Consider the following 18,517-nt stretch of genomic DNA (forward strand, 5'->3'; position numbering starts at 1 on the left):
CCGTCGGAGTGGTAGACGATGATGTCGCCGACGGTTTCGCCGGAGATGGCATTCGCGGCGTCAGAGGCAGAGGTGAAAGATTTGTCAGTGATCACCACGACGTGCTCGCCATTCGCATCCGAGGCCTTACCGCTGTAGAAGCTGCTCACCGGGTGGCCAGACTCTGGGCTGGCGTTATTGATGAAGTTTGCGCCAAAACCATCATTGTAGAGGCCCACGGCGTCGAAGGCGAAGGTATCCTCCTTCGGATCGAAATCTTGGATGGTAGTGATGTCAGGAACACCGGATACTCCCAAGGCTCCCCCAGGCTCCCCAGGCTCGTCCCCTATCAGGGGATCATCCTCCTCCCACCCCCCTATCAGGGGATCATCCTCCTCCCCAGGCCACTCAGGATAGTCAGGCAACATCCAAGGCTTAGGGTCCACAGGCTCCCCAGACCCTGAACTATCCACCCCAGGAACTGGATCGTGGAACTGGAACACGAAAGTGTCTTTATCGGCCCCGCCTGTCAGATAGTCCTTGCCGTCACCCACGTAGAGGAAATCGTCGTTGGGACCGCCGTCGATAAAGTCATTGTCCTCACCGACGATGCGCGGTTTGTAGCGGCCGTTGTCGCCGGAGAGATGGTCGAAGCCCTGTTCGCCCAAGATTTTGTCATTGCCCTCACCGCCCATGGATCGGTCACTACCATAGCCGGCCGAGATATAGTCAACGCCGCCACGACCTTCGAGCCAGTCACCGCCACCGGAACCAAGTATCTTATCGTCGCCGTCGCTGCCGAAGACGGTTTCGCCCTTCGGGCCTCCCTGGATAAACGTTTCCATCGCAAACATTCCTTCTGATACAGCCCCACCCACCTGACACCTTGCTATCCCTCACCAGACAACTGGGGAAATCGATTTGTTCGATAGAAACATTTACGAAATGGATGTGTGGCATCGGCTTCGTCCTTCTGCCTAGCAAGCAGTTGCCGGTCTCGATGGCGGCAGGCGACCTGGCTACTCAGCCGACCGGTCTGGAAAAGTCGGTTCGTCAAACCGGACGAACCATGGTCCAGCGGTCAGAGGGCAGCGGCGGTTACGCCGTCACCCGACTGACGCTCCCGCAACTTCAGTAGTTTGAAAGGGCTAATTCATGTGCAAGAAGCTTTCTTTGGTCCGCCGCGCTCGTGCTTGTTCTCACGGTCCCAGCTCGCGCAGCAGGCTCCGGCATGCCCTGTGAACAGCCGCTGCAGCAGATTCTGGCCCTGTTGTGCCGTTCAGAAATTATCTGTCGCTGTCCGGAATCAAGCCGGTCGTGCCGGCGCTCGTGCAAAAGCTTAACGCATCGCTGCCGCACGACATCACACGAAAGCGTGGTCTCGTTCCGGGGAAGACGAATGCCCCCAATGCCGCTGGTAAGGGCAGCGCAGTTCTGGAGAAGGTGGCAAAGCGCGCGAAGGGAGGTGTTCTCACCATAGATGACAATCGCTTCGTAGGCGTCGGCTCCATCAACGTTTTGTTCGACACCGATCCTTACGCAGTCCTCCCGCGTCGGTTGCCCGATCTCGAAACGCATGCCGATACGGCTTTCGAGCTGATCCATAGCGTGGGTATCACGCCTCGTGCCCGCTAAACGATGAGTGTTGCCAGCGAGCAGCAAAGCGAAACCGCAGTACTCCTGAAGATGCAGCAGCTCTCGCAATACGGCGGGTGTGAAGTTCTGATATTCGTCCACCAGCAACGCACGCGTCGCGCCGTATCGGGCATCCAAAAAGTTGATGCAATCCTGTCGCAAGGTCGTATGTGAACTTGCTGTCCTTTTGGACGCCGTAGGCGTCGTGCAGCATCTGCAGCATCGGCCTGATAGCCTTGCTATGCTACGCAACCTCACAACAGGCAGCTCCGGTTTGGGCAGCTATCCACCCGAGTGCTACAGTCTTTCGGAGCTCGGCTTTACCGACCGCAAGCACCGGACATTGCATCTTGGCCGCCATATCGAAGGCGGCGCGCACACTGAGCGCAGCGCGGGCTTCAACGAACATCGTCATCCGACGATCCTCTTCACCAAGTCCATCCGAGCGGCTATGCGCTCGTTTTGTTCGCGTCGGCGCTCTTCGGAGCTCGAAGGCTTCTTCCGCATGACGGTCCGCGCCGGCCGCTCAGACGGATCGAACGACACTTTGCCCATCGGTTCGTTGGGGATGCGAAGATGCAGATCTGTATCATGGCCTGGACAGCACGAATCTCGAGCATATTGAAGCACGCTGGCGACCTTTTTTTGAGTTGCGTCGTAGGGAAGCCAAGGCCTCTGTTCAAACTTTAGCTGAGGTCAATGCCGAAGACGCCCATTGGGAATGGGGCAAGAAGCGCTGGCTGCGCTGAACGACCCGTCCTGATCGATTTCTTCGCAGCTTGGGCGACAGCATCACGTAGCGGTCCTTCTGGCCTTTGCCCTGCTCGACGCGGATGACCATTCTCTGGCTGTCGATGCCCGCGGGCTTCAGCCGAACCGCTTCCGAGATGCGCAAGCCGGCGGCATAGCAAGTGGTCAGGATGGCGTGGTGTTTGACGTCGAGGACGCAACCGAGGAACCGCTGAAATTCCTCGGGACTGAGAATGATCGGCAGCTTTTGCGACTTCTTGGGAAGCGGCAGGACCTCTTCAAGCGCCCAGTCCCTTCCGAGCGTCACTTTGTAGAGAAAACGCAGCGCCGCAATGGAGATGTGGATCGAGCCGGGGGCCAGCTTCTTCTCGTTGGTCAAATAGACCTGATAGGTCCGAATGTCCTCGCGCCCGAGCAAGTCCGGCGACTTGCTAAAATAGCGGGCGAACAGCGACACCTGTTGCAGATACGACAGCTGGGTGTTGAGCGCGAAGTTGCGCACCTCCATGTCCTCGCTCATGCGCTGGCGAAGTTGGGTCATGACAAGCTCCTTTGTCGGATGGAATGGGCTGCAAGCAGCCACTCCATGCTGACGCAGTCGGAGCTTGTTGTGGACACATGACCAGCGCGACAGACGACGTGATCAACACCACGCCGTCGGCACACACCCTCCTTGCCGCTCCGCAATCGCGGAGCGGGTTAGTCCAATGGCACCTTATGCCGACATCGGCATAAGGTGCATTTCGCCCGCAACGTGCTCGCCCATGCCGGCAAGAGCGGCCGCCGCGTCGTCTCGGCCTTCATCGCCACCGCCTTCGTCCAGGAGACGGCCGAGGCGGCAAGCCTGCAGTGGCGCGCCGTCGCCGACCAGATCCGCCCGAAGGTGCCGAATCTCGCCGCCATCATGGACGAGGCCCAGCACGACGTGCTCGCCTACATGAGCTTCCCCAGGGAGCACCGCGTCAAGCTGCACTCGACGGATGACATCGACAAGCCTGATTTCGGCTTTTTGGCTTTTTCGACTCCTGTTCGTTTCTTTGTTCGGCTTCAGGTGAGCCTGTTTCTTCGTCCCGGCCCACAGGATTTCCCGTGCGAGCGTGTCGAGACGCCGTCAAGGCTGGCCGGTGCGGTGGCGGCACGGCGGCTGCGAGGTTTCAAGGCCACGCCTTGACGGCGTCGAGCACGGCGCCAGTCTGGAGCGGACCGAGACGGCGGTCGTGCCGGCACATTCCCTATGCTATATTTGTCCGGCATGGATGATCACGTGGCAAAGAGTGGTGCAGGGGATGAGAGTGCCGCCACGCAGCCTTATAGTCGGTCCTCCTTTGTGGCGTCCGTGCGCCGCTTCGGCCCGCGTGGCCGCCAATGCCCAACCATCAGCTCGTAGGCACGCTCGGCATTCTCGGCCGCGGCTTTCTCGCTGTTTCGCAACTACTTCACGTTGTAGGCGTAAGCCGAACCGCGGCGACCGACACCGCGCTCCCCCGGCGCGCCAGCCTTAAGAGCGAGCTGCCTCTGCTTTGCCGCCACCAGCGCCGGGCGAGCCCAGAAGCAGTCCTGCTCCTTTGTCAGCAGATGCCAGATCAACACCGCGAGCTTGCGGGCGACCGCCACGGCTGCGACCTGATGGCCACGCTTGTTGCGGATGCGCAGGAAGAAGGCCCTGAGCGGTCCGGGCGCCTTCGCCGCCGCCCAGGCGGCCTCGACCAGCGTGGCGCGGGCATGGGAACGCCCATGTTTGCTGATCCGGCCATATTGCGCCAAGCCAAGACCAGATTGGCGCACACGCGGATTGAGGCCGAAGTAGCTCACCAGCCTCTGCGGCTCGCGGAACCGCCGGATGTCGCCGACGGCGGCCATGATACCGCTCGCGACGATTGCATTGACGCCGGTGATCGTCTGAAGCCGCCGGACTTGCACATCATCAACCGCTTCCCGGGCGATGTCGCGATCGAGGTCAGCCAGATGCTCGGCCAGGCGGTCGATCTCGCGGATGTGGCGGGCGATAGCAGCCCGCTCGTCGTCGGGGAGCACCTGCTGCTCGAGCCAGGCGCGACCCCGACGGTTGAACAGATCGGCATGCGGGCACTTCGGCACGAGGTGCGCCTGCAGGATGCCATGCACCTCGTTCTTCACGCGCGTGCGGTGCCGCACGACCTGGTTGCGCCGCGCGACGAGGCGGCGAAGCCGCTCAGTCCGCTCATCGGGAACCCAGACCTCCGGCAGAAAGCCGCTGGCATGGAGCTGCGCCAGAACCCCGGCATCGATCTTGTCGGTCTTGATCCTGGCATGGGCGATCGCCTTCACCTGCATCGGGTTGGCGACAATCACCCGGCCGACATAGGGCGACAGAACCCGCACCACCGCCATGGCGTTGCCCGTAGCCTCGAGGCGCTGGTCCCTGAAAGCCCGACCGGCAGTTATGCCCGCCGCATCTGGTTTCTTATGAATGGCTGACGGGCGCGCGTCTCGATCTGCCCGACGCCGATGCCGGACGCTACGTTCCGGTTGTCGATCCCGAGCTGCGGTGGTCCGGGACCCGAGAAGACCGCTTCGCGCTACCGCATAAGGGACAATCTCCTGGGCACGCATGAGTTCTGCCCTCTGGGATTCCGCAAAGACACTCGAAAGATCATCGGCCTTGAACTGTCGCCGCACGCGGCGGCAATCATAGGGGACGTGCCGCGTGACCTCCTTGCTCGCACCGCCGCCTTTCCCCGCTCTGACCAATGACGAGGCGCGGCGGATCGAGGCGATCTATGCGCAGACCAGCGCGCGGCAGAAGCCTTTCACTGGACTGCCGGTCGACCCTTGCGTTATCGCCGAACTCGGGACGTCAAGTTCTGGAGCAAACCGGACAAGCCAAAGGTGTGTCGGGAATGCTGCTGCGCCACGGCAGTGACTTCTGCATCGTCTATACGCATACATACGCAGTGGCGGACTCAGCGCCTCAGCGGTCGAACATGCGCGACAAGTCGCGTGCAAAGTCATCTTGGGGACCCTGACAACAAGGTACATGCGCTCAATCGGGTCCACCTCATTCACAAAACCGGCTCGGTGGGGTAGTGGGAACGCAGAGAAATCTCCGGTCGCAGCCTTACCCGGTCAAAACAAGGACTCAAACCATGAATGCCCTCGTCATCTGCTCCGGCGGATTGGACTCTGTTTCGCTCGCTCACAAGGTGGCGACCGAGCAGAAACTCATTGGCCTGCTTTCGTTCGATTACGGCCAGAGGCACAAAAAGGAACTCGGCTTTGCCGCCATCTGCGCCAAACGGCTGGGTGTTCCGCACCAGATCGTCGATATCCGCGATGTTGGCCGGAACCTGAGCGGCTCGGCGCTGACTGACAATGTGGACGTGCCCGACGGGCACTATGCCGAAGACTCCATGAGGATCACGGTGGTGCCGAATAGGAACGCTATCATGCTGGCCATCGCCTTCGGGGTTGCCGCCGCGCAGAAGGCCGATGCGGTGGCCACTGCCGTCCACGGCGGAGATCATTTCATCTATCCCGATTGCCGGCCCGCTTTTATCGACGCCTTTCAGACGATGCAGAACCATGCGCTCGCAGGCTACGCCGATATCTGCCTGTACGCTCCGTATGTGAATATCTCGAAGGCCGACATCGTCAGCGAGGGGGCAAAGTACGCCACACCGTTCGAGGCGACGTGGTCCTGCTACAAGGGCGGTGCACGTCATTGCGGTCGCTGCGGGACATGCGTCGAACGGCGCGAAGCATTCGATCTGGCCGGCATCACCGACCCGACAGATTATGAGGACGCAGACTTCTGGCTCCACGCTATCCAGACAAGGAGCGCGTAATGTTCCGCATTACCAAAGAGTTCCACTTCTCGGCCTCGCATCAGCTCACCTCCTTGCCACCAGGTCATCAGTGCGCACGTCTGCACGGCCACAACTACATCGTTGTAGTGGAGCTTTCGGGTGGCGAACTGGACGAACACGGCTTTGTGCGCGACTACCAAGATCTGGCGGCGTTCAAGCACTACATCGATGGGACCTTCGACCATCGGCATCTTAACGACGTGCTGGGGCATGACCATGCCACAGCGGAATACCTGGCCAGGCACTTCTACGACTGGTGCAAGGTGCGGCTACCCGAAACCTCCGCCGTGCGGGTGAGCGAGACGCCGAAAACCTGGGCGGAATACCGGCCATGACTTGCGCGTTGCATCCCGGAATCCGGGTGAGCGAGATTTTTGGGCCGACCATTCAGGGCGAAGGCGTGCTGATCGGCTTGCCGACGGTGTTCGTAAGAACCGGCGGGTGCGATTATCGCTGTTCCTGGTGCGACAGCCTGCATGCGGTGGACCGTCGCTTCCGCCATGATTGGGAGATGATGACTCCCGAGGCGGTTTGGCAAAAGGTCATTGCACTTTCCGGCGGTCAGCCCGTGATGGTATCGCTATCGGGCGGCAATCCGGCCATCCAGCCGCTTGGCCACTTGATCGACCGCGGGCATGGTGAGGGCTACCGTTTTGCATTGGAAAGCCAAGGTTCGGTGTCTAAGCAATGGTTCGCGGATCTCGACGTGCTGGTACTCAGCCCCAAGCCGCCCTCAAGTGAAATGACGACAGATTGGGCCGCGTTCGACGCCTGCTTAGAGGCGGCGCAGGCTAAGCCGCAGATGGCGCTCAAGCTTGTCGTCTTCGACGAAGATGACTATGCCTATGCCAAAGACGCCGCGGCGCGCTACCCCCAATTACCCGTCTATCTGCAGCCCGGCAATCACACGCCGCCGCGTCCCGGCAACGAAGACGGTTTCATCGACTTTGCCGGTGTGATGAGGCGCATGGAATGGCTGGTTGAAAAGGTGACCCGTGACAGGTGGTTCGAGGCGCGTGTGCTGCCGCAGCTTCATGTTCTGCTCTGGGGAAACAAACGGGGCGTCTAGCCGAAGGGGAAGGATTGCCGACGACGAGCAAGCCAGACATCTATAGCAATCTCACCCAACTGGGCGGCAGCAGCGTCGTTCCGGAAAGCCCCGAAAACACCGTGCTGGAAAAGGCACCGAATCCGCATGAGGGCTCGCCTTATTGGGGGCGCTTCACCGCTCCTCTGGAGCGTGACTTGCTCTCGATACTACCATGCTTTTCCGCTGGGTTTGTTTGGTCGCCCCGATCACCGCTGCGGGCCGAATGCGCTTGACAAAATAGCGCCGGCCCGTTCAAACTTGAGGCATTCACCAGGGGAGTCCCGGCAAGGGGCTGAGATACTGCTTGCTTTCGCGGCGCAGTGACCCGTTGAACCTGATCCAGTTCATACTGGCGTAGGGACGGTGCAAGCGCTTACGGGAGTTTACGCCCGAGGTCCTGTTTCGGCAGGTCAACAGAAGCGTCTTTTCATCCTTCCGGCACAGAACTGGGTCTCCAATGCATGAGCAAAGGAGCCTCAAGATGAATGCCTTCACCCCCGCCGTCTCGACGGGACCATTGCCCGCCTCGCGGAAAATCCACAAGCCCGGTGCCATCCACCCGCAGATCAGGGTGCCGATGCGCGAGATCTCCGTCCATCCGACGGCCGGCGAGCCGCCCGTCACCGTCTACGATCCCTCAGGCCCCTATACCGACCCGACTGTCGAAACCAGCATCGAAACCGGCCTTGCCCGGCTTCGCCGCGAATGGATCGTGTCGCGCGGCGATGTCGAAGCCTATGACGGGCGCCATGTCCGACCCGAAGACAATGGATTTGTCACGGGCGAACGCCTGACGCCGGAGTTTCCAATCCGTAACCGGCCGCTGAAGGCCAAATCGGGCAAGGCCGTGACCCAGCTTGCCTATGCGCGCGCCGGCATCATCACGCCAGAAATGGAGTTCGTCGCCATCCGCGAGAATCTCGGCCGCGAGATCCTGCGCGGCAAGATCGAGCGCGACGGCGAAGCCTTCGGCGCGGCGATCCCCGACTTTGTCACGCCGGAATTCGTGCGCGAGGAGGTGGCGCGCGGGCGCGCGATCATTCCCGCCAACATCAATCATCCCGAGAGCGAGCCGATGATCATCGGCCGCAATTTCCTGGTGAAGATCAACGCCAATATCGGCAACTCGGCGGTCACCTCGTCGATGGCCGAGGAAGTGGAAAAGATGGTCTGGGCGATCCGCTGGGGCGCCGATACGGTGATGGACCTGTCGACCGGCCGCAACATCCACAACATCCGCGAATGGATCGTGCGCAACTCGCCGGTGCCGATCGGCACGGTGCCGCTCTATCAGGCGCTCGAAAAGGTCAACGGCATCGCCGAGGACCTGACCTGGGAGGTGTACCGCGACACGCTGATCGAACAGGCCGAACAGGGCGTCGACTATTTCACCATCCATGCCGGCGTGCGGCTGCACTTTATCCCGCTGACCGTTGACCGAGTCACGGGCATCGTCTCGCGCGGCGGCTCGATCATGGCCAAATGGTGCCTGCACCATCACCGCGAGAGCTTCCTCTACGAACATTTCGCGGAAATCTGTGACATCTGCCGCGCCTATGACGTGTCCTTTTCGCTCGGCGACGGTCTTCGTCCGGGCTCCATCGCCGACGCCAACGACGCGGCGCAATTCGCCGAACTGGAAACGCTCGGTGAATTGACGAAGATCGCCTGGGCCAAAGATTGCCAAGTGATGATCGAAGGCCCTGGCCACGTGCCTATGCACAAGATCAAGCAGAACATGGACAAGCAGCTCGCTGTCTGCGGCGAGGCGCCGTTCTACACGCTGGGGCCGCTGACGACGGACATAGCGCCGGGCTATGACCACATCACCTCCGGCATCGGCGCCGCCATGATCGGCTGGTTCGGCACGGCCATGCTCTGCTACGTCACGCCGAAGGAGCATCTCGGCCTTCCGGACCGCAATGACGTCAAGACCGGCGTGATCACCTACAAGATCGCGGCCCATGCCGCCGACCTGGCGAAGGGGCATCCGGCGGCGAAAGTCAGGGATGACGCCCTTTCCCGCGCGCGCTTCGAGTTCCGCTGGGAAGACCAGTTCAACCTGTCGCTCGATCCCGAAACCGCGCGGTCCTTCCACGACCAGACCTTGCCCAAGGAGGCGCACAAGTTGGCGCATTTCTGCTCGATGTGCGGGCCGAAATTCTGCTCCATGCGCATCTCCCACGACATTCGCGCCGAGGCACAGAAAGAGGGCATGGCGGCGATGGCGGCGAAATATCGCGAAGGCGGCGATCTCTATGTGCCGGCGGACGAGACCGGCGCACCGCTCATGCCGGAGGCGCATGAGCCGTCATGAGGGTGCTGGTCAAAGGGGCCGGCGTCGCCGGCCTCACCGCCGCCTTCGAGCTCGCCACACGCGGCGCGGCGGTGACAGTTGCCGAGACAGGACATGCCCTCGGCGGCAATGCGTCATGGTTCGCCGGCGGCATGCTGGCGCCATGGTGCGAGCGTGAAAGCGCCGAGCAGCCAGTGCTGGATCTCGGATGCAATGCCGGAGACTGGTGGGAGGCGGCAACGCCTGGCCAGGTGACACGGGCGGGAACGCTGGTCGTGGCCGCGCCGCGCGATGTGGGCGAGCTCGACCGGTTCGCCAGCCGTACCTCGGGTCATCGGCGTGTCGATGAAGATGAAATCGTGTTGCTCGAGCCCGACCTTGCCGGCCGCTTCCGCCGCGGACTGTTCTTCTCCGACGAAGCCCATCTCGACCCTCGCCAGGCGATGGCGGCACTTCATGGCAGGCTGGCGGCGATGGGCGTCGAATTCCGCTTCGGCGTCGATGCCCGGCACATTTCCGGTTTCGATCGTCGGATCGACTGCACGGGGATGGCGGCGGAAGACGACCGACTGCGCGGCGTTCGTGGCGAGATGCTGATCCTGCGCACGCCGGATGTGTCGCTGTCGCGCCCGGTCCGGCTGCTTCACCCGCGCTTTCCGCTTTACGCGGTGCCGCGCACCGGCCACCGTTTCATGGTTGGCGCGACGATGATCGAGAGCCGGTCCACGGGACCGGTGACGGCGCGTTCGATGATGGAGCTTTTGGGCGCGGCCTACGCTCTCCATCCGGCATTCGGCGAGGCTGGCGTCATCGAGACCGGCGCCGGTGTTCGTCCGGCCTTTCCAGACAACCTGCCGCGAGTCGCGACCCACGGAAGCACCGTCGCAATCAACGGGCTCTATCGCCACGGTTTTCTCCTCGCCCCCGCCATGGCGCGCCAGGCTGCCGACCTGGTTTTCAATCAAGACGGAACCAAGGAGCTTGCTCATGAAATTGATGGTCAACGGCGAAGCGCATGAGATTGCGGCCACCACGCTGGCCGAGCTGCTTGCCGCACTCGACTATGAAGGCGAATGGCTGGCGACGGCCGTCAACAGCGACCTCGTGCACCGGGCCAATCGGGCGGAGTTCCGGTTGAGCGACGGCGACCGGATCGAAATCCTCTCACCCATGCAGGGAGGCTAGCATGTTCGAGCTTCTCGGAACGTCGCTTCCCTCGCGGCTGCTTCTCGGCACGGCTCAATATCCTTCACCGGCCATCCTTGCCGATGCGGTCAAGGCGTCGGGCACATCGGTGGTGACAGTCTCGTTGCGGCGTGAGATGGCAGGCGGGAGGGCCGGCGAAAAATTCTGGTCGTTGATCCGCGCGCTCGGCACGAGAATCCTTCCGAACACTGCCGGCTGCCACTCCGTCAAGGAAGCGGTCACCACCGCGAACATGGCGCGCGAAGTGTTCGGCACGAGCTGGATCAAGGTCGAAGTGATCGGCAACCAGGACACGCTGCAACCGGACGTGTTCGGCCTGGTCGAAGCCGCGCGCATCCTGTGCGAAGACGGTTTTACGGTATTTCCCTATACTACCGACGACCTTGGTGTCGCCGAGCGGCTGCTGGATGCGGGCTGCAAGGTTTTGATGCCTTGGTGCGCACCGATCGGTTCCGCCCTCGGCCCGGTCAACATCATGGCACTGCGCTCGATGCGCGGACATTTCCCTGGCGTCCCGCTGATTGTGGATGCGGGGCTCGGACGACCGTCGCACGCGACAACCGTCATGGAACTCGGCTTTGACGGCGTGCTGCTGAACACCGCGGTCGCCAGAGCGGCTGATCCGGTCGGCATGGCGCGCGCTTTCGGCAAGGCTGTCGAGGCCGGTCGTGAAGCTTACAGCTCGGGAATGCTCGAACCGCGCGACGTCGCCGCGCCATCGACGCCGACAATTGGCAGGGCAGTTTTTTCATGAAGCTCGATCCGTTCTATCTGATCGTCGATAGTGCAGCCTGGATCGAGCGGCTGGTCCCACTCGGAGTCCGGCTTGTGCAACTGCGCATCAAGACCGTGTATCAGGCCGGGTTGCGCACCGAAATCCGGAAGGCGAAGGCCCTGTGTGCCGAGCAACAATGCCAGCTCATCGTCAACGACCATTGGCGCCTGGCAATCGAGGAAGGCTGCGACTTCGTGCATCTCGGCCAGGACGATTTGCAGACCGCCGACCTCTTGGCGATACGCGCAGCCGGCTTGAGGCTCGGACTGAGCACACATGATGACATTGAGCTGGAAACGGCGATGGCCGCCGGGCCGGACTATATCGCGCTTGGGCCCATCTACCCGACCATCCTGAAGAAGATAAAATGGGCGCCGCAGGGACTCGAACGGATCAGAGAATGGAAGCATCGGGTAGCGCCAATCCCATTGGTCGCCATTGGCGGTCTCAACCCTGACAGGCTCAACGGTGTTTTCGCGGCGGACGCCGATAGCGCGGCAGTGGTCACCGATATCACGCTGAATGCCGACCCCGAGGCGCGTACGCGAGAATGGATCAAAAAGACGGAGCGATGGCGCTGAGGCGGGAACCGCATGTCCTTGTCGTTGGCGGATCGGACTCCAGCGGTGGAGCTGGCATTGCCCGCGATATAGAAACGGTTTCCGCCTTCGGGCTGCGCAGTTGTCTTGCCATCACCGCCGTGACAGTCCAGACGCACTCGGCTGTCGAGCACGTCAAGCTTGTGCCGTCGGAGCTTGTCGCCGCTCAGATGCGCGCCGCGTTCGCTGCCAACGATGTCGCGGCCGTCAAGATAGGCATGATTGGGACATCGGCGGCTGTTGAGGCAGTCGGCGCTGTTTTGGTCAACCGCCAAGTGCCTGTGGTACTCGACCCGGTCCTGGCCTCTACCTCGGGACGCAATCTGCTGCCGGACGATGCCATTAATATGCTGCGCCACGATCTGATGCCGATCTGCCGGCTTGTAACGCCTAACCTGGTCGAGCTGGCTGCGTTTACCGGCTCGTCACCGGCCGCGGACGAAGAAGGGGCTTGTCGTCAGGCTGAAGAGCTATCGAGGACGGTGAGGACCGCCGTACTCGTCAAGGGCGGCCATGTACAAGGAACCCGTTGCGTCGACGTGCTTTTGCAGCCGAACCAACCTGCAGTTCGGTTTGAGGCGCCCCGCTTGCCGCGAGGGATGCGCGGAACGGGTTGCATGATGGCCAGCGCAGTCGCCGCCTCGCTTGCTCTTGGAGCGTCGCTGAAAGCGAGCGTGCGCCAAGCCAAGCAACATGTTTTCGATGCGCTTGCCGGATCGAAGGATATCGGGCCGATAAGCTGATCGGCCCGAACGTATCCAACGATCCGATCAAGTCTGGCAGGCGATCGTGGGTCTACTCCTAGGACATGAAGGCCCTATCAGGGTGAGAATGCGGCATACACGGTCGCTTTCGCCTATGAACAACACGCCGCTTTGAGGAGGAAGCCGCATGCCTCTGTGCCAACCGGTTGATGGGTCATCCGAAACCCGCACCTAGTCGTCGCTAGCGACAGCATGCCGCTTGGCACGTTGTTGGGTGAGCGAACGTTCGAACCGGGGTTAGCCAACTCGAGCCATAATTGCGGATTGAATCGCCGTTGCGGTATATAGGGAAGCATCTAACGACAGGTTCCCAAACGCCGGTTGACAAAGGAGGTAGTTTGCACCTGCCGCTTCCAGCTGATCAAGAAGAGCTTGTCCCGCAGATGCTGCCGTTCCTACTACGCACAATTCCTTCTCGATTGCTCCATCGAAGGTCAGCGGCAGGTTTGGTGGAGTTGGCATGCTATTGAGATCATAAAGAAATTTAAAGCTCTTGAGCCACCGTTCGTAAGCAGGTGCGGCGAGTGAACGTGCATCTGTTTCAGAACGCCCAATCACGACCATTCGGAGCAATCCAAGAAATGGCGCTTGGTCGTCCGCCTCACCGGTGTGCTCTCGACCGGCGCGGAAGGCATCAGTGATTCTTCGAACGGAAGAGGAAGGTCCCACGCACGCTATGTTCATGCCATTCGCAGCGGCCCAGCCTGCCGATTCCGGTCGATTGGTGGCGATCCAAGTCGGCGGATGTGGACGCTGATGAGTTCTTAGCGTCAGCGGAACGCTGTTCAACTCAAAATGGCGACCTTGATACGATAGCGTGCCGCCCTTCAGCGCATTGATAAGAATTTCGCTGGCTTCCGCATAGTGGTTTGGCGCCGCGTCCGAGCCAATCCCGAAGTAACCCAATTCGATCGGGAGCGAGCCGCGCCCTATCCCAAGTTCCAGCCTGCCACCGCTCAATTGGTCCAGCATACAGATCTCTTCAAACGCACGTAGCGGATGATAAAGGGCAAGCAACATTACCAACGGTCCGACACGAAGGCGCCGGGTTCGCTGGGCTACGCTCGACAAGAACAGATTCGGTGAGGGACCTCTCCCATGTGGGGTACAATGGTGCTCTGCGAGATGATATGCATAGAACCCAAGGTGATCGCACGCCTCCGCTAACATCAGGCGATCTTCGTACTGTCGGGCGATATCGGGGCCGTCCTCGTCCAGATGATCGAAGATTCCGACAGCTAGGCCTGAAGGAAAGGCCTTATCCATGATATTGTCTCCATTTTTTGACGCAACAATTCCGGTTGCTTGCGTATTCCAAGCAATTTGAAGGTTTTTCGCTTGTGTAATCGCTCGAATTATGCGTGCGAAATGCTAAAGCAGGGCCTCAACAACCTAACGCGGGGGCGTTAACATATTCAATATTCTACTAATACGACTAGCGTCACGAAGAAACGCATCCATTTGCTCTTTTGTACCGATGCTGACGCGGATGTAATTTTCCAAACCTTTATCGGGAAAGACGGCAACAAGTACTTTTTGCCTTGCAAAGGCTGATTGCCACCATGAGCCGTCCTGTCCCGTTGGCACGCGGGCAAGCAAGAAGTTTGCGTGGGAAGGGATTACGGAAAATCCAAGTTGCGACAGCGCGAGCGTCACTCGCCGTCGTTCATGCCTGATGTGTCTGTGGTTGTCTGCATAGGCGGCGCGGTGCGCAAGGACGCTGATACCAACCGCCTGCCCGATCACATTCATGTTGAAGACGTTCTGGATGTTGCGTAGCCTGCCGATAATTTCAGGGTGACCGAAACCGAAACCGACGCGAACGCCGGCGGCAGCATAGCTTTTCGAAAATGTCCTTAAGACCAGAAGGTTCGAATAGCGATCGATGAGGCGTAGACCATTCTCTGGTGCAAAGTCGACGTAGGCCTCATCCAGCACGATCAAGCGGTCCGATTTCGCTACCAGGCGTTCGATATCGGCCACCGGAACGAACGTTCCAGTCGGATTGTTCGGATTGGCTAACAGAATGAACTTGGCGTCCTTTGCAGGACCGAAGAGCAATTGCTCCATCGGCAAGGAATTATCTTCGCTAAATTCGATTTCGAGAAATTGAGCACCCTGCAACGTGGCAAGCTTGCGGTTAAACGAAAAACCTGGCGACATCATCGCCACGCTATCCCCCGGAGCAAGGAAAGCTCGGTAGACAAGTCCAAGCAGTTCAGACGAACCGTTGCCGGCGATTACCTGATCCATGGCGACGCTATAGGCGTTGGCGGCTGCTTCCCTCAAGCTGATGTTATCGTCTTCCGGATATAGATACTGCCTTTCTAAAGCTGAAATCGCACTTTGCATTATGATTGCTGGAAGCGGGAATGGGTTCTCATTCGTGTTTAGTTTTACCCAACTTGCATCCGGCGCTGGTCTATCGGATGGCAGAGCATCTAACTGTCTCGCCACTCGCGAAAGAGACGAAAGCACACTCTGCAGTTTTGCGTCGGACATGTTTTTCTCCGTTTCAGTCGCAGAGGAATCCGGATGAACTGATGGTCTAGAGCACATGGACGACCGACGGTGCGTTCACACCGCCTTTGTCAGCACATTGACCCCGTGAGGGCGGGCGGGCTGTCCTCCCGGGTCGAACCGGCCGACGCTCAGATCCGCATCCACTCGTCATCGGGCCAAGGCTCCGCCAAACCACCAACGCTTGATTTGTCACTGATATTTGCCTCGGTCGGCCTTTCAAGGACGCTTGATCTTGATGCCGTATTTCCTCAGCGTGTATCCAGTCTGGCGCGGCGTCAGTCCCAGGAGGCGCCGCCTTTGCCTGCAGCGAGCCACATCTCTCCACGGCCCCGATAGCACGCTCGCGATTTGACATACTCGCACCTTTAAGAGGCCGCGCTGGCAGCCCAGTGGTGCCTGATCGCTGACGACGGGCGGGGCCGTAGCGGCGGCCCAGGGAGCAGCCTCATTCGGCGACGTGGCCGGCCTGGCTGGCATCACCGGACCCACTTACAGCACCATGTTGCCCGGTCCGCTCTTCCACGCGCCGCGGAACGCGGCAAGCGCGAAAAACGCCGTGACCGTAAGTCGGGGCGCCGCGACGTGGTCGAGTGCACATCGGGGCGATGCTTGGCGCATGGGTTTCCTCTCATGAATCGCGATCTTCGACTGACTTCTGCACGCCGCAACCGCACGTTGATTCACGAGACCGGAATGGGGCGGGAGAGTCAATCGAGCTTTCTTTCATCCGCGAAAGGAAACTCGGCGCTCATGATAGAATTCCCTCAGTTTCGTATATCTTCAGCAGATGAGATCGAACGGTAGAATGTCTGCCACGGCGTCTCCGCGGTGCCGGTGCTGATAGCTCGGGCCACCAGCGTAATCAGCTCCTGGCAAAGCCGGCGCAGTGGCGTGGCGACCGCCATCGCGACGAGTCACCTGCTCGGGCTGACCGCGACCCCGACATGATTTCATTCACAATCGCGACGAAGTCTTGACCTTTGCCCTCCTCGCGGAGCACCTGATGGCCCCCTGTCGGTCCACAGCTGCAACCCGTTGCGCTGGCCTTCCTCCCAGCGCCCTTCGAGATACTCTTGGAAAGAATCCATGAGAACCGAGCGCGAAGGTGGCCGCCGGTGCTCGGGCTCACCGCCCGCTGCAAGCCAGCGTTCGACAGTTCTCACGTTCATGCCAATCCGGGGCGCGATCTGTCGCGGCGATAGACCGGCCTCCCGCAACTGAAGGATTTCAGCATAGAACTCGCTGCGCTGGTTGCGCCTCGACTGGCGCAGGCAATCAAGTTTCGGGGAAGTTTCTACCGGTGGTTCCGGCTCGGCTTCGGCATTTCCGGCCATCTCGGACGCCATGGCCTTTCCGGCGGCGCTGACCGCCTTGCGATGGCGACCGACGGCCAGACGCAACGCTTCGCCCAGGTTCTGGAGAAGATGCCAGCGGTCGGCGACCTGCGTTGCATCGGGAGCACCGCGACGGGCGCCCTCGGCATAAACGCCGGCACGATCGCGCGCGATGACCTCGATGCCAGGATGGCGTTAAGCCGTGATGCGACCGTGCCGGCATTTCGATCCGGCAATAGATCCAGCACGCGGTCGCGCGCCAAATCGCAGATGATCGTTCCGTAGCGCTGTCCTTTGCGCCAGGCCCAGTCGTCGATGCCAACCACCCGCGGCGCTTGCGGCGGCTCGAATACCCGGCCGCGCGGACCATCCGCAACAGCGTGTCGCCGCTCACCGGCATGGCGAGCTTGTCCGACAGGCGCGAGCCCGGCTCGCCACCCACAGCGAAGCCGATCGCCAGATGGCTTTCGCCGAGCCGAACCGTGCGCCGGGCTTTCGGCTGAACCGTCTCAGGAAGCCTCTCGGTGAACCGGCGCGGGCATTGTGAATTCGCGCATCGAAACGGTCGTGCGTGGAGCCGAATTTCGACAACCCGCCCCTGCCACGGCAGATCGGTCAACCGGCGCATGTAGTGACTGTGGACGCGGCCGGTTCGGCGGCCGCAACATGGAAGCACGTTTCCATTGCCTTCGGCCGAGCGACGAGCACCGCCCTGTCAGCCTGCGGAAGAATTTGGACAATCGAAAGCTCGGGCGAAATCAGCGAGCGGAAGGCATGGAGCGCGGGCAAATCACGGCGTCAACTGCGATTCCGACTCTATGAACTTATTCGCACCGTCCGTGAATCCCGCAATCTGCACCAAATATGCGGAAGAACCCTTGATTGTCGCGCTGCATCAATCTTTCTACCATAGCCAAAGTAGCACTTTCGCGGCCGAACTGCAGACCTCTAGCAAAGCCAGCTGCTCTGTGCCGCTTCCAACCGCCTAGTCACATTTTCGAAGCGCGTGTTGGAATCGGTGATTCCGTGACACATTATCGCCACCTTTTAGCCCCGACATTATCGCAATCTCCCGCGAGAAAGCCGGCGTTGCCCCAGACGGTTCGGTCCGGCATCGGCTCAAACAGCCCCCCGCTTAACGGTCGGTGCCGGATCGAACCACCTTGCATGTCTGAAGGAAATCAGGTGCGACGCCAATGACGGTCGTGATTGGCTCTTCGACTCGCCAGCTTTTCGAAAGGAACATATCCTAAGATGGTTAGATTGCGGTCGAAGCTACGAAGCGGATGAATATCAATAACGCTGCCCGTGCGACGGCCGCAGGTCCTACGCATATGGCGGCTCAAGTGCTGGGCGGTGGCCGAAGCCTGGAAGAGGCCGGCGAGCGCCTCTTCGCCTTCACCCGATTTTCTGGAGATCGCTGCGGTGCAGGGGAGTGTTGTGCGGGACGGTGTCGTATGCAGGGGCTGCTGAAGTGACCCTCGAGAGGTGAGCTGCGCAGCGCTCCGATCCACTCTTGCGACAACTCCAACAGCAATGGCTTCTCAAAGACTGTTTCGAAATTCGCTCTGGCGAGTCATATGATGATGGTTTCGAAAACCGGAGCGCAGTGGACATTTGGGTCCGTGAGACCTCATCGGACGAAGTATCATTACTGTCGCGGTAGTCGGCTATGGTAGGTGATGACGAGGTCCATCAGATCGGAACGCGAACGCGCCGCG

At 60.6% G+C, this 18,517-nt stretch carries 16 protein-coding genes, 4 pseudogenes and 1 riboswitch; of the genes and pseudogenes, 12 read left to right on the forward strand and 8 right to left on the reverse strand.

Going from position 1 to position 18,517, the window contains the following annotated elements; all coding sequences use genetic code 11:
* On the reverse strand, positions 1-824 hold an 824-nt coding region (locus AC0L2H_RS21995), incomplete at its 3' end, for a calcium-binding protein (RefSeq protein ID WP_473592187.1).
* 427 nt (positions 825-1,251) lie between these two features.
* Here AC0L2H_RS21995 and AC0L2H_RS22000 point away from each other — a divergent pair.
* Together AC0L2H_RS22000 and AC0L2H_RS22005 are read left to right on the forward strand one after the other, a co-directional pair.
* Complete coding sequence (locus AC0L2H_RS22000) at positions 1,252-1,614, forward strand: hypothetical protein (protein ID WP_019863225.1); 363 nt, start codon at positions 1,252-1,254, stop codon at positions 1,612-1,614.
* 3 nt (positions 1,615-1,617) lie between these two features.
* Positions 1,618-1,788, forward strand: a complete 171-nt coding sequence (locus tag AC0L2H_RS22005) for a hypothetical protein (RefSeq protein WP_019863224.1) — start codon at positions 1,618-1,620, stop codon at positions 1,786-1,788.
* 601 nt (positions 1,789-2,389) lie between these two features.
* On the opposite strand, the pseudogene AC0L2H_RS22010 reads toward AC0L2H_RS22005, so the two are convergent.
* Positions 2,390-2,905 (reverse strand): annotated as a pseudogene (locus AC0L2H_RS22010) (tyrosine-type recombinase/integrase); the annotation flags it as partial.
* A 186-nt stretch (positions 2,906-3,091) separates the two neighbouring features.
* Between AC0L2H_RS22010 and AC0L2H_RS22015 the strand changes: the two are divergent.
* A pseudogene (locus AC0L2H_RS22015) lies at positions 3,092-3,358 on the forward strand (transposase); the annotation flags it as partial.
* A 314-nt stretch (positions 3,359-3,672) separates the two neighbouring features.
* On the opposite strand, the pseudogene AC0L2H_RS22020 reads toward AC0L2H_RS22015, so the two are convergent.
* Positions 3,673-4,755, reverse strand: a pseudogene (locus AC0L2H_RS22020) (IS110 family RNA-guided transposase); the annotation flags it as partial.
* Between the two features lie 734 nt (positions 4,756-5,489).
* On the opposite strand from AC0L2H_RS22020, the gene queC reads away from it, so the two are divergent.
* The 9 genes from queC (at position 5,490) to AC0L2H_RS22065 (ending at position 12,918) form a co-directional block, all read left to right on the forward strand.
* Positions 5,490-6,188: a 7-cyano-7-deazaguanine synthase QueC gene (queC, locus tag AC0L2H_RS22025; RefSeq protein WP_019863218.1), complete on the forward strand. Its 699-nt coding sequence runs from the start codon at positions 5,490-5,492 to the stop codon at positions 6,186-6,188.
* Positions 6,188-6,544 carry a 6-carboxytetrahydropterin synthase QueD gene (queD, locus tag AC0L2H_RS22030; protein ID WP_019863217.1) on the forward strand — a complete coding sequence of 119 codons (357 nt, stop codon included), beginning with the start codon at positions 6,188-6,190 and terminating at the stop codon, positions 6,542-6,544. Before queC ends, queD begins: the two co-directional genes overlap by 1 nt.
* Positions 6,541-7,278 (forward strand): 7-carboxy-7-deazaguanine synthase QueE, encoded by a 738-nt coding sequence (gene queE / locus AC0L2H_RS22035; RefSeq protein WP_019863216.1) that lies wholly within the window; start codon positions 6,541-6,543, stop codon positions 7,276-7,278. Before queD ends, queE begins: the two co-directional genes overlap by 4 nt.
* 283 nt (positions 7,279-7,561) lie before the next feature.
* Positions 7,562-7,678: riboswitch (TPP riboswitch) on the forward strand.
* A 102-nt stretch (positions 7,679-7,780) separates the two neighbouring features.
* Positions 7,781-9,616, forward strand: a complete 1,836-nt coding sequence (thiC, locus tag AC0L2H_RS22040) for a phosphomethylpyrimidine synthase ThiC (protein WP_032921505.1) — start codon at positions 7,781-7,783, stop codon at positions 9,614-9,616.
* Positions 9,613-10,614 carry a glycine oxidase ThiO gene (thiO, locus tag AC0L2H_RS22045; protein ID WP_019863214.1) on the forward strand — a complete coding sequence of 334 codons (1,002 nt, stop codon included), beginning with the start codon at positions 9,613-9,615 and terminating at the stop codon, positions 10,612-10,614. Before thiC ends, thiO begins: the two co-directional genes overlap by 4 nt.
* Positions 10,583-10,780: a sulfur carrier protein ThiS gene (gene thiS, locus AC0L2H_RS22050; RefSeq protein ID WP_019863212.1), complete on the forward strand. Its 198-nt coding sequence runs from the start codon at positions 10,583-10,585 to the stop codon at positions 10,778-10,780. The genes thiO and thiS overlap by 32 nt, the downstream gene beginning before the upstream one ends.
* 1 nt (position 10,781) lies before the next feature.
* Positions 10,782-11,555, forward strand: coding sequence for a thiazole synthase (locus AC0L2H_RS22055; RefSeq protein ID WP_019863211.1), 774 nt, complete (start codon positions 10,782-10,784; stop codon positions 11,553-11,555).
* The gene (locus tag AC0L2H_RS22060; protein ID WP_019863209.1) at positions 11,552-12,157 is read left to right on the forward strand and encodes a thiamine phosphate synthase; all 606 of its coding nucleotides are present in this window, start codon (positions 11,552-11,554) and stop codon (positions 12,155-12,157) included. Before AC0L2H_RS22055 ends, AC0L2H_RS22060 begins: the two co-directional genes overlap by 4 nt.
* Positions 12,148-12,918 (forward strand): hydroxymethylpyrimidine/phosphomethylpyrimidine kinase, encoded by a 771-nt coding sequence (locus tag AC0L2H_RS22065; RefSeq protein WP_019863208.1) that lies wholly within the window; start codon positions 12,148-12,150, stop codon positions 12,916-12,918. The genes AC0L2H_RS22060 and AC0L2H_RS22065 overlap by 10 nt, the downstream gene beginning before the upstream one ends.
* A 258-nt stretch (positions 12,919-13,176) precedes the next feature.
* Here the strand turns inward: AC0L2H_RS22065 and AC0L2H_RS22070 are convergent, their stop codons facing one another.
* The 5 genes and pseudogenes from AC0L2H_RS22070 to AC0L2H_RS22090 all read right to left on the reverse strand — a co-directional run.
* Positions 13,177-14,205, reverse strand: coding sequence for an LLM class flavin-dependent oxidoreductase (locus AC0L2H_RS22070; RefSeq protein WP_080643865.1), 1,029 nt, complete (start codon positions 14,203-14,205; stop codon positions 13,177-13,179).
* A 126-nt stretch (positions 14,206-14,331) separates the two neighbouring features.
* The gene (gene hisC / locus AC0L2H_RS22075; RefSeq protein WP_027047754.1) at positions 14,332-15,441 is read right to left on the reverse strand and encodes a histidinol-phosphate transaminase; all 1,110 of its coding nucleotides are present in this window, start codon (positions 15,439-15,441) and stop codon (positions 14,332-14,334) included.
* Between the two features lie 971 nt (positions 15,442-16,412).
* Positions 16,413-16,808 (reverse strand): helix-turn-helix domain-containing protein, encoded by a 396-nt coding sequence (locus AC0L2H_RS22080; RefSeq protein ID WP_155765388.1) that lies wholly within the window; start codon positions 16,806-16,808, stop codon positions 16,413-16,415.
* Complete coding sequence (locus AC0L2H_RS22085; protein ID WP_208863826.1) at positions 16,757-17,122, reverse strand: transposase; 366 nt, start codon at positions 17,120-17,122, stop codon at positions 16,757-16,759. The genes AC0L2H_RS22080 and AC0L2H_RS22085 overlap by 52 nt, the downstream gene beginning before the upstream one ends.
* Positions 17,123-17,355: 233 nt before the next feature.
* Positions 17,356-17,472: pseudogene (locus AC0L2H_RS22090) on the reverse strand (transposase family protein); the annotation flags it as partial.
* Between the last annotated feature and the right edge of the window lie 1,045 nt (positions 17,473-18,517).

The organism is Mesorhizobium sp. WSM4871, from assembly GCF_055811295.1.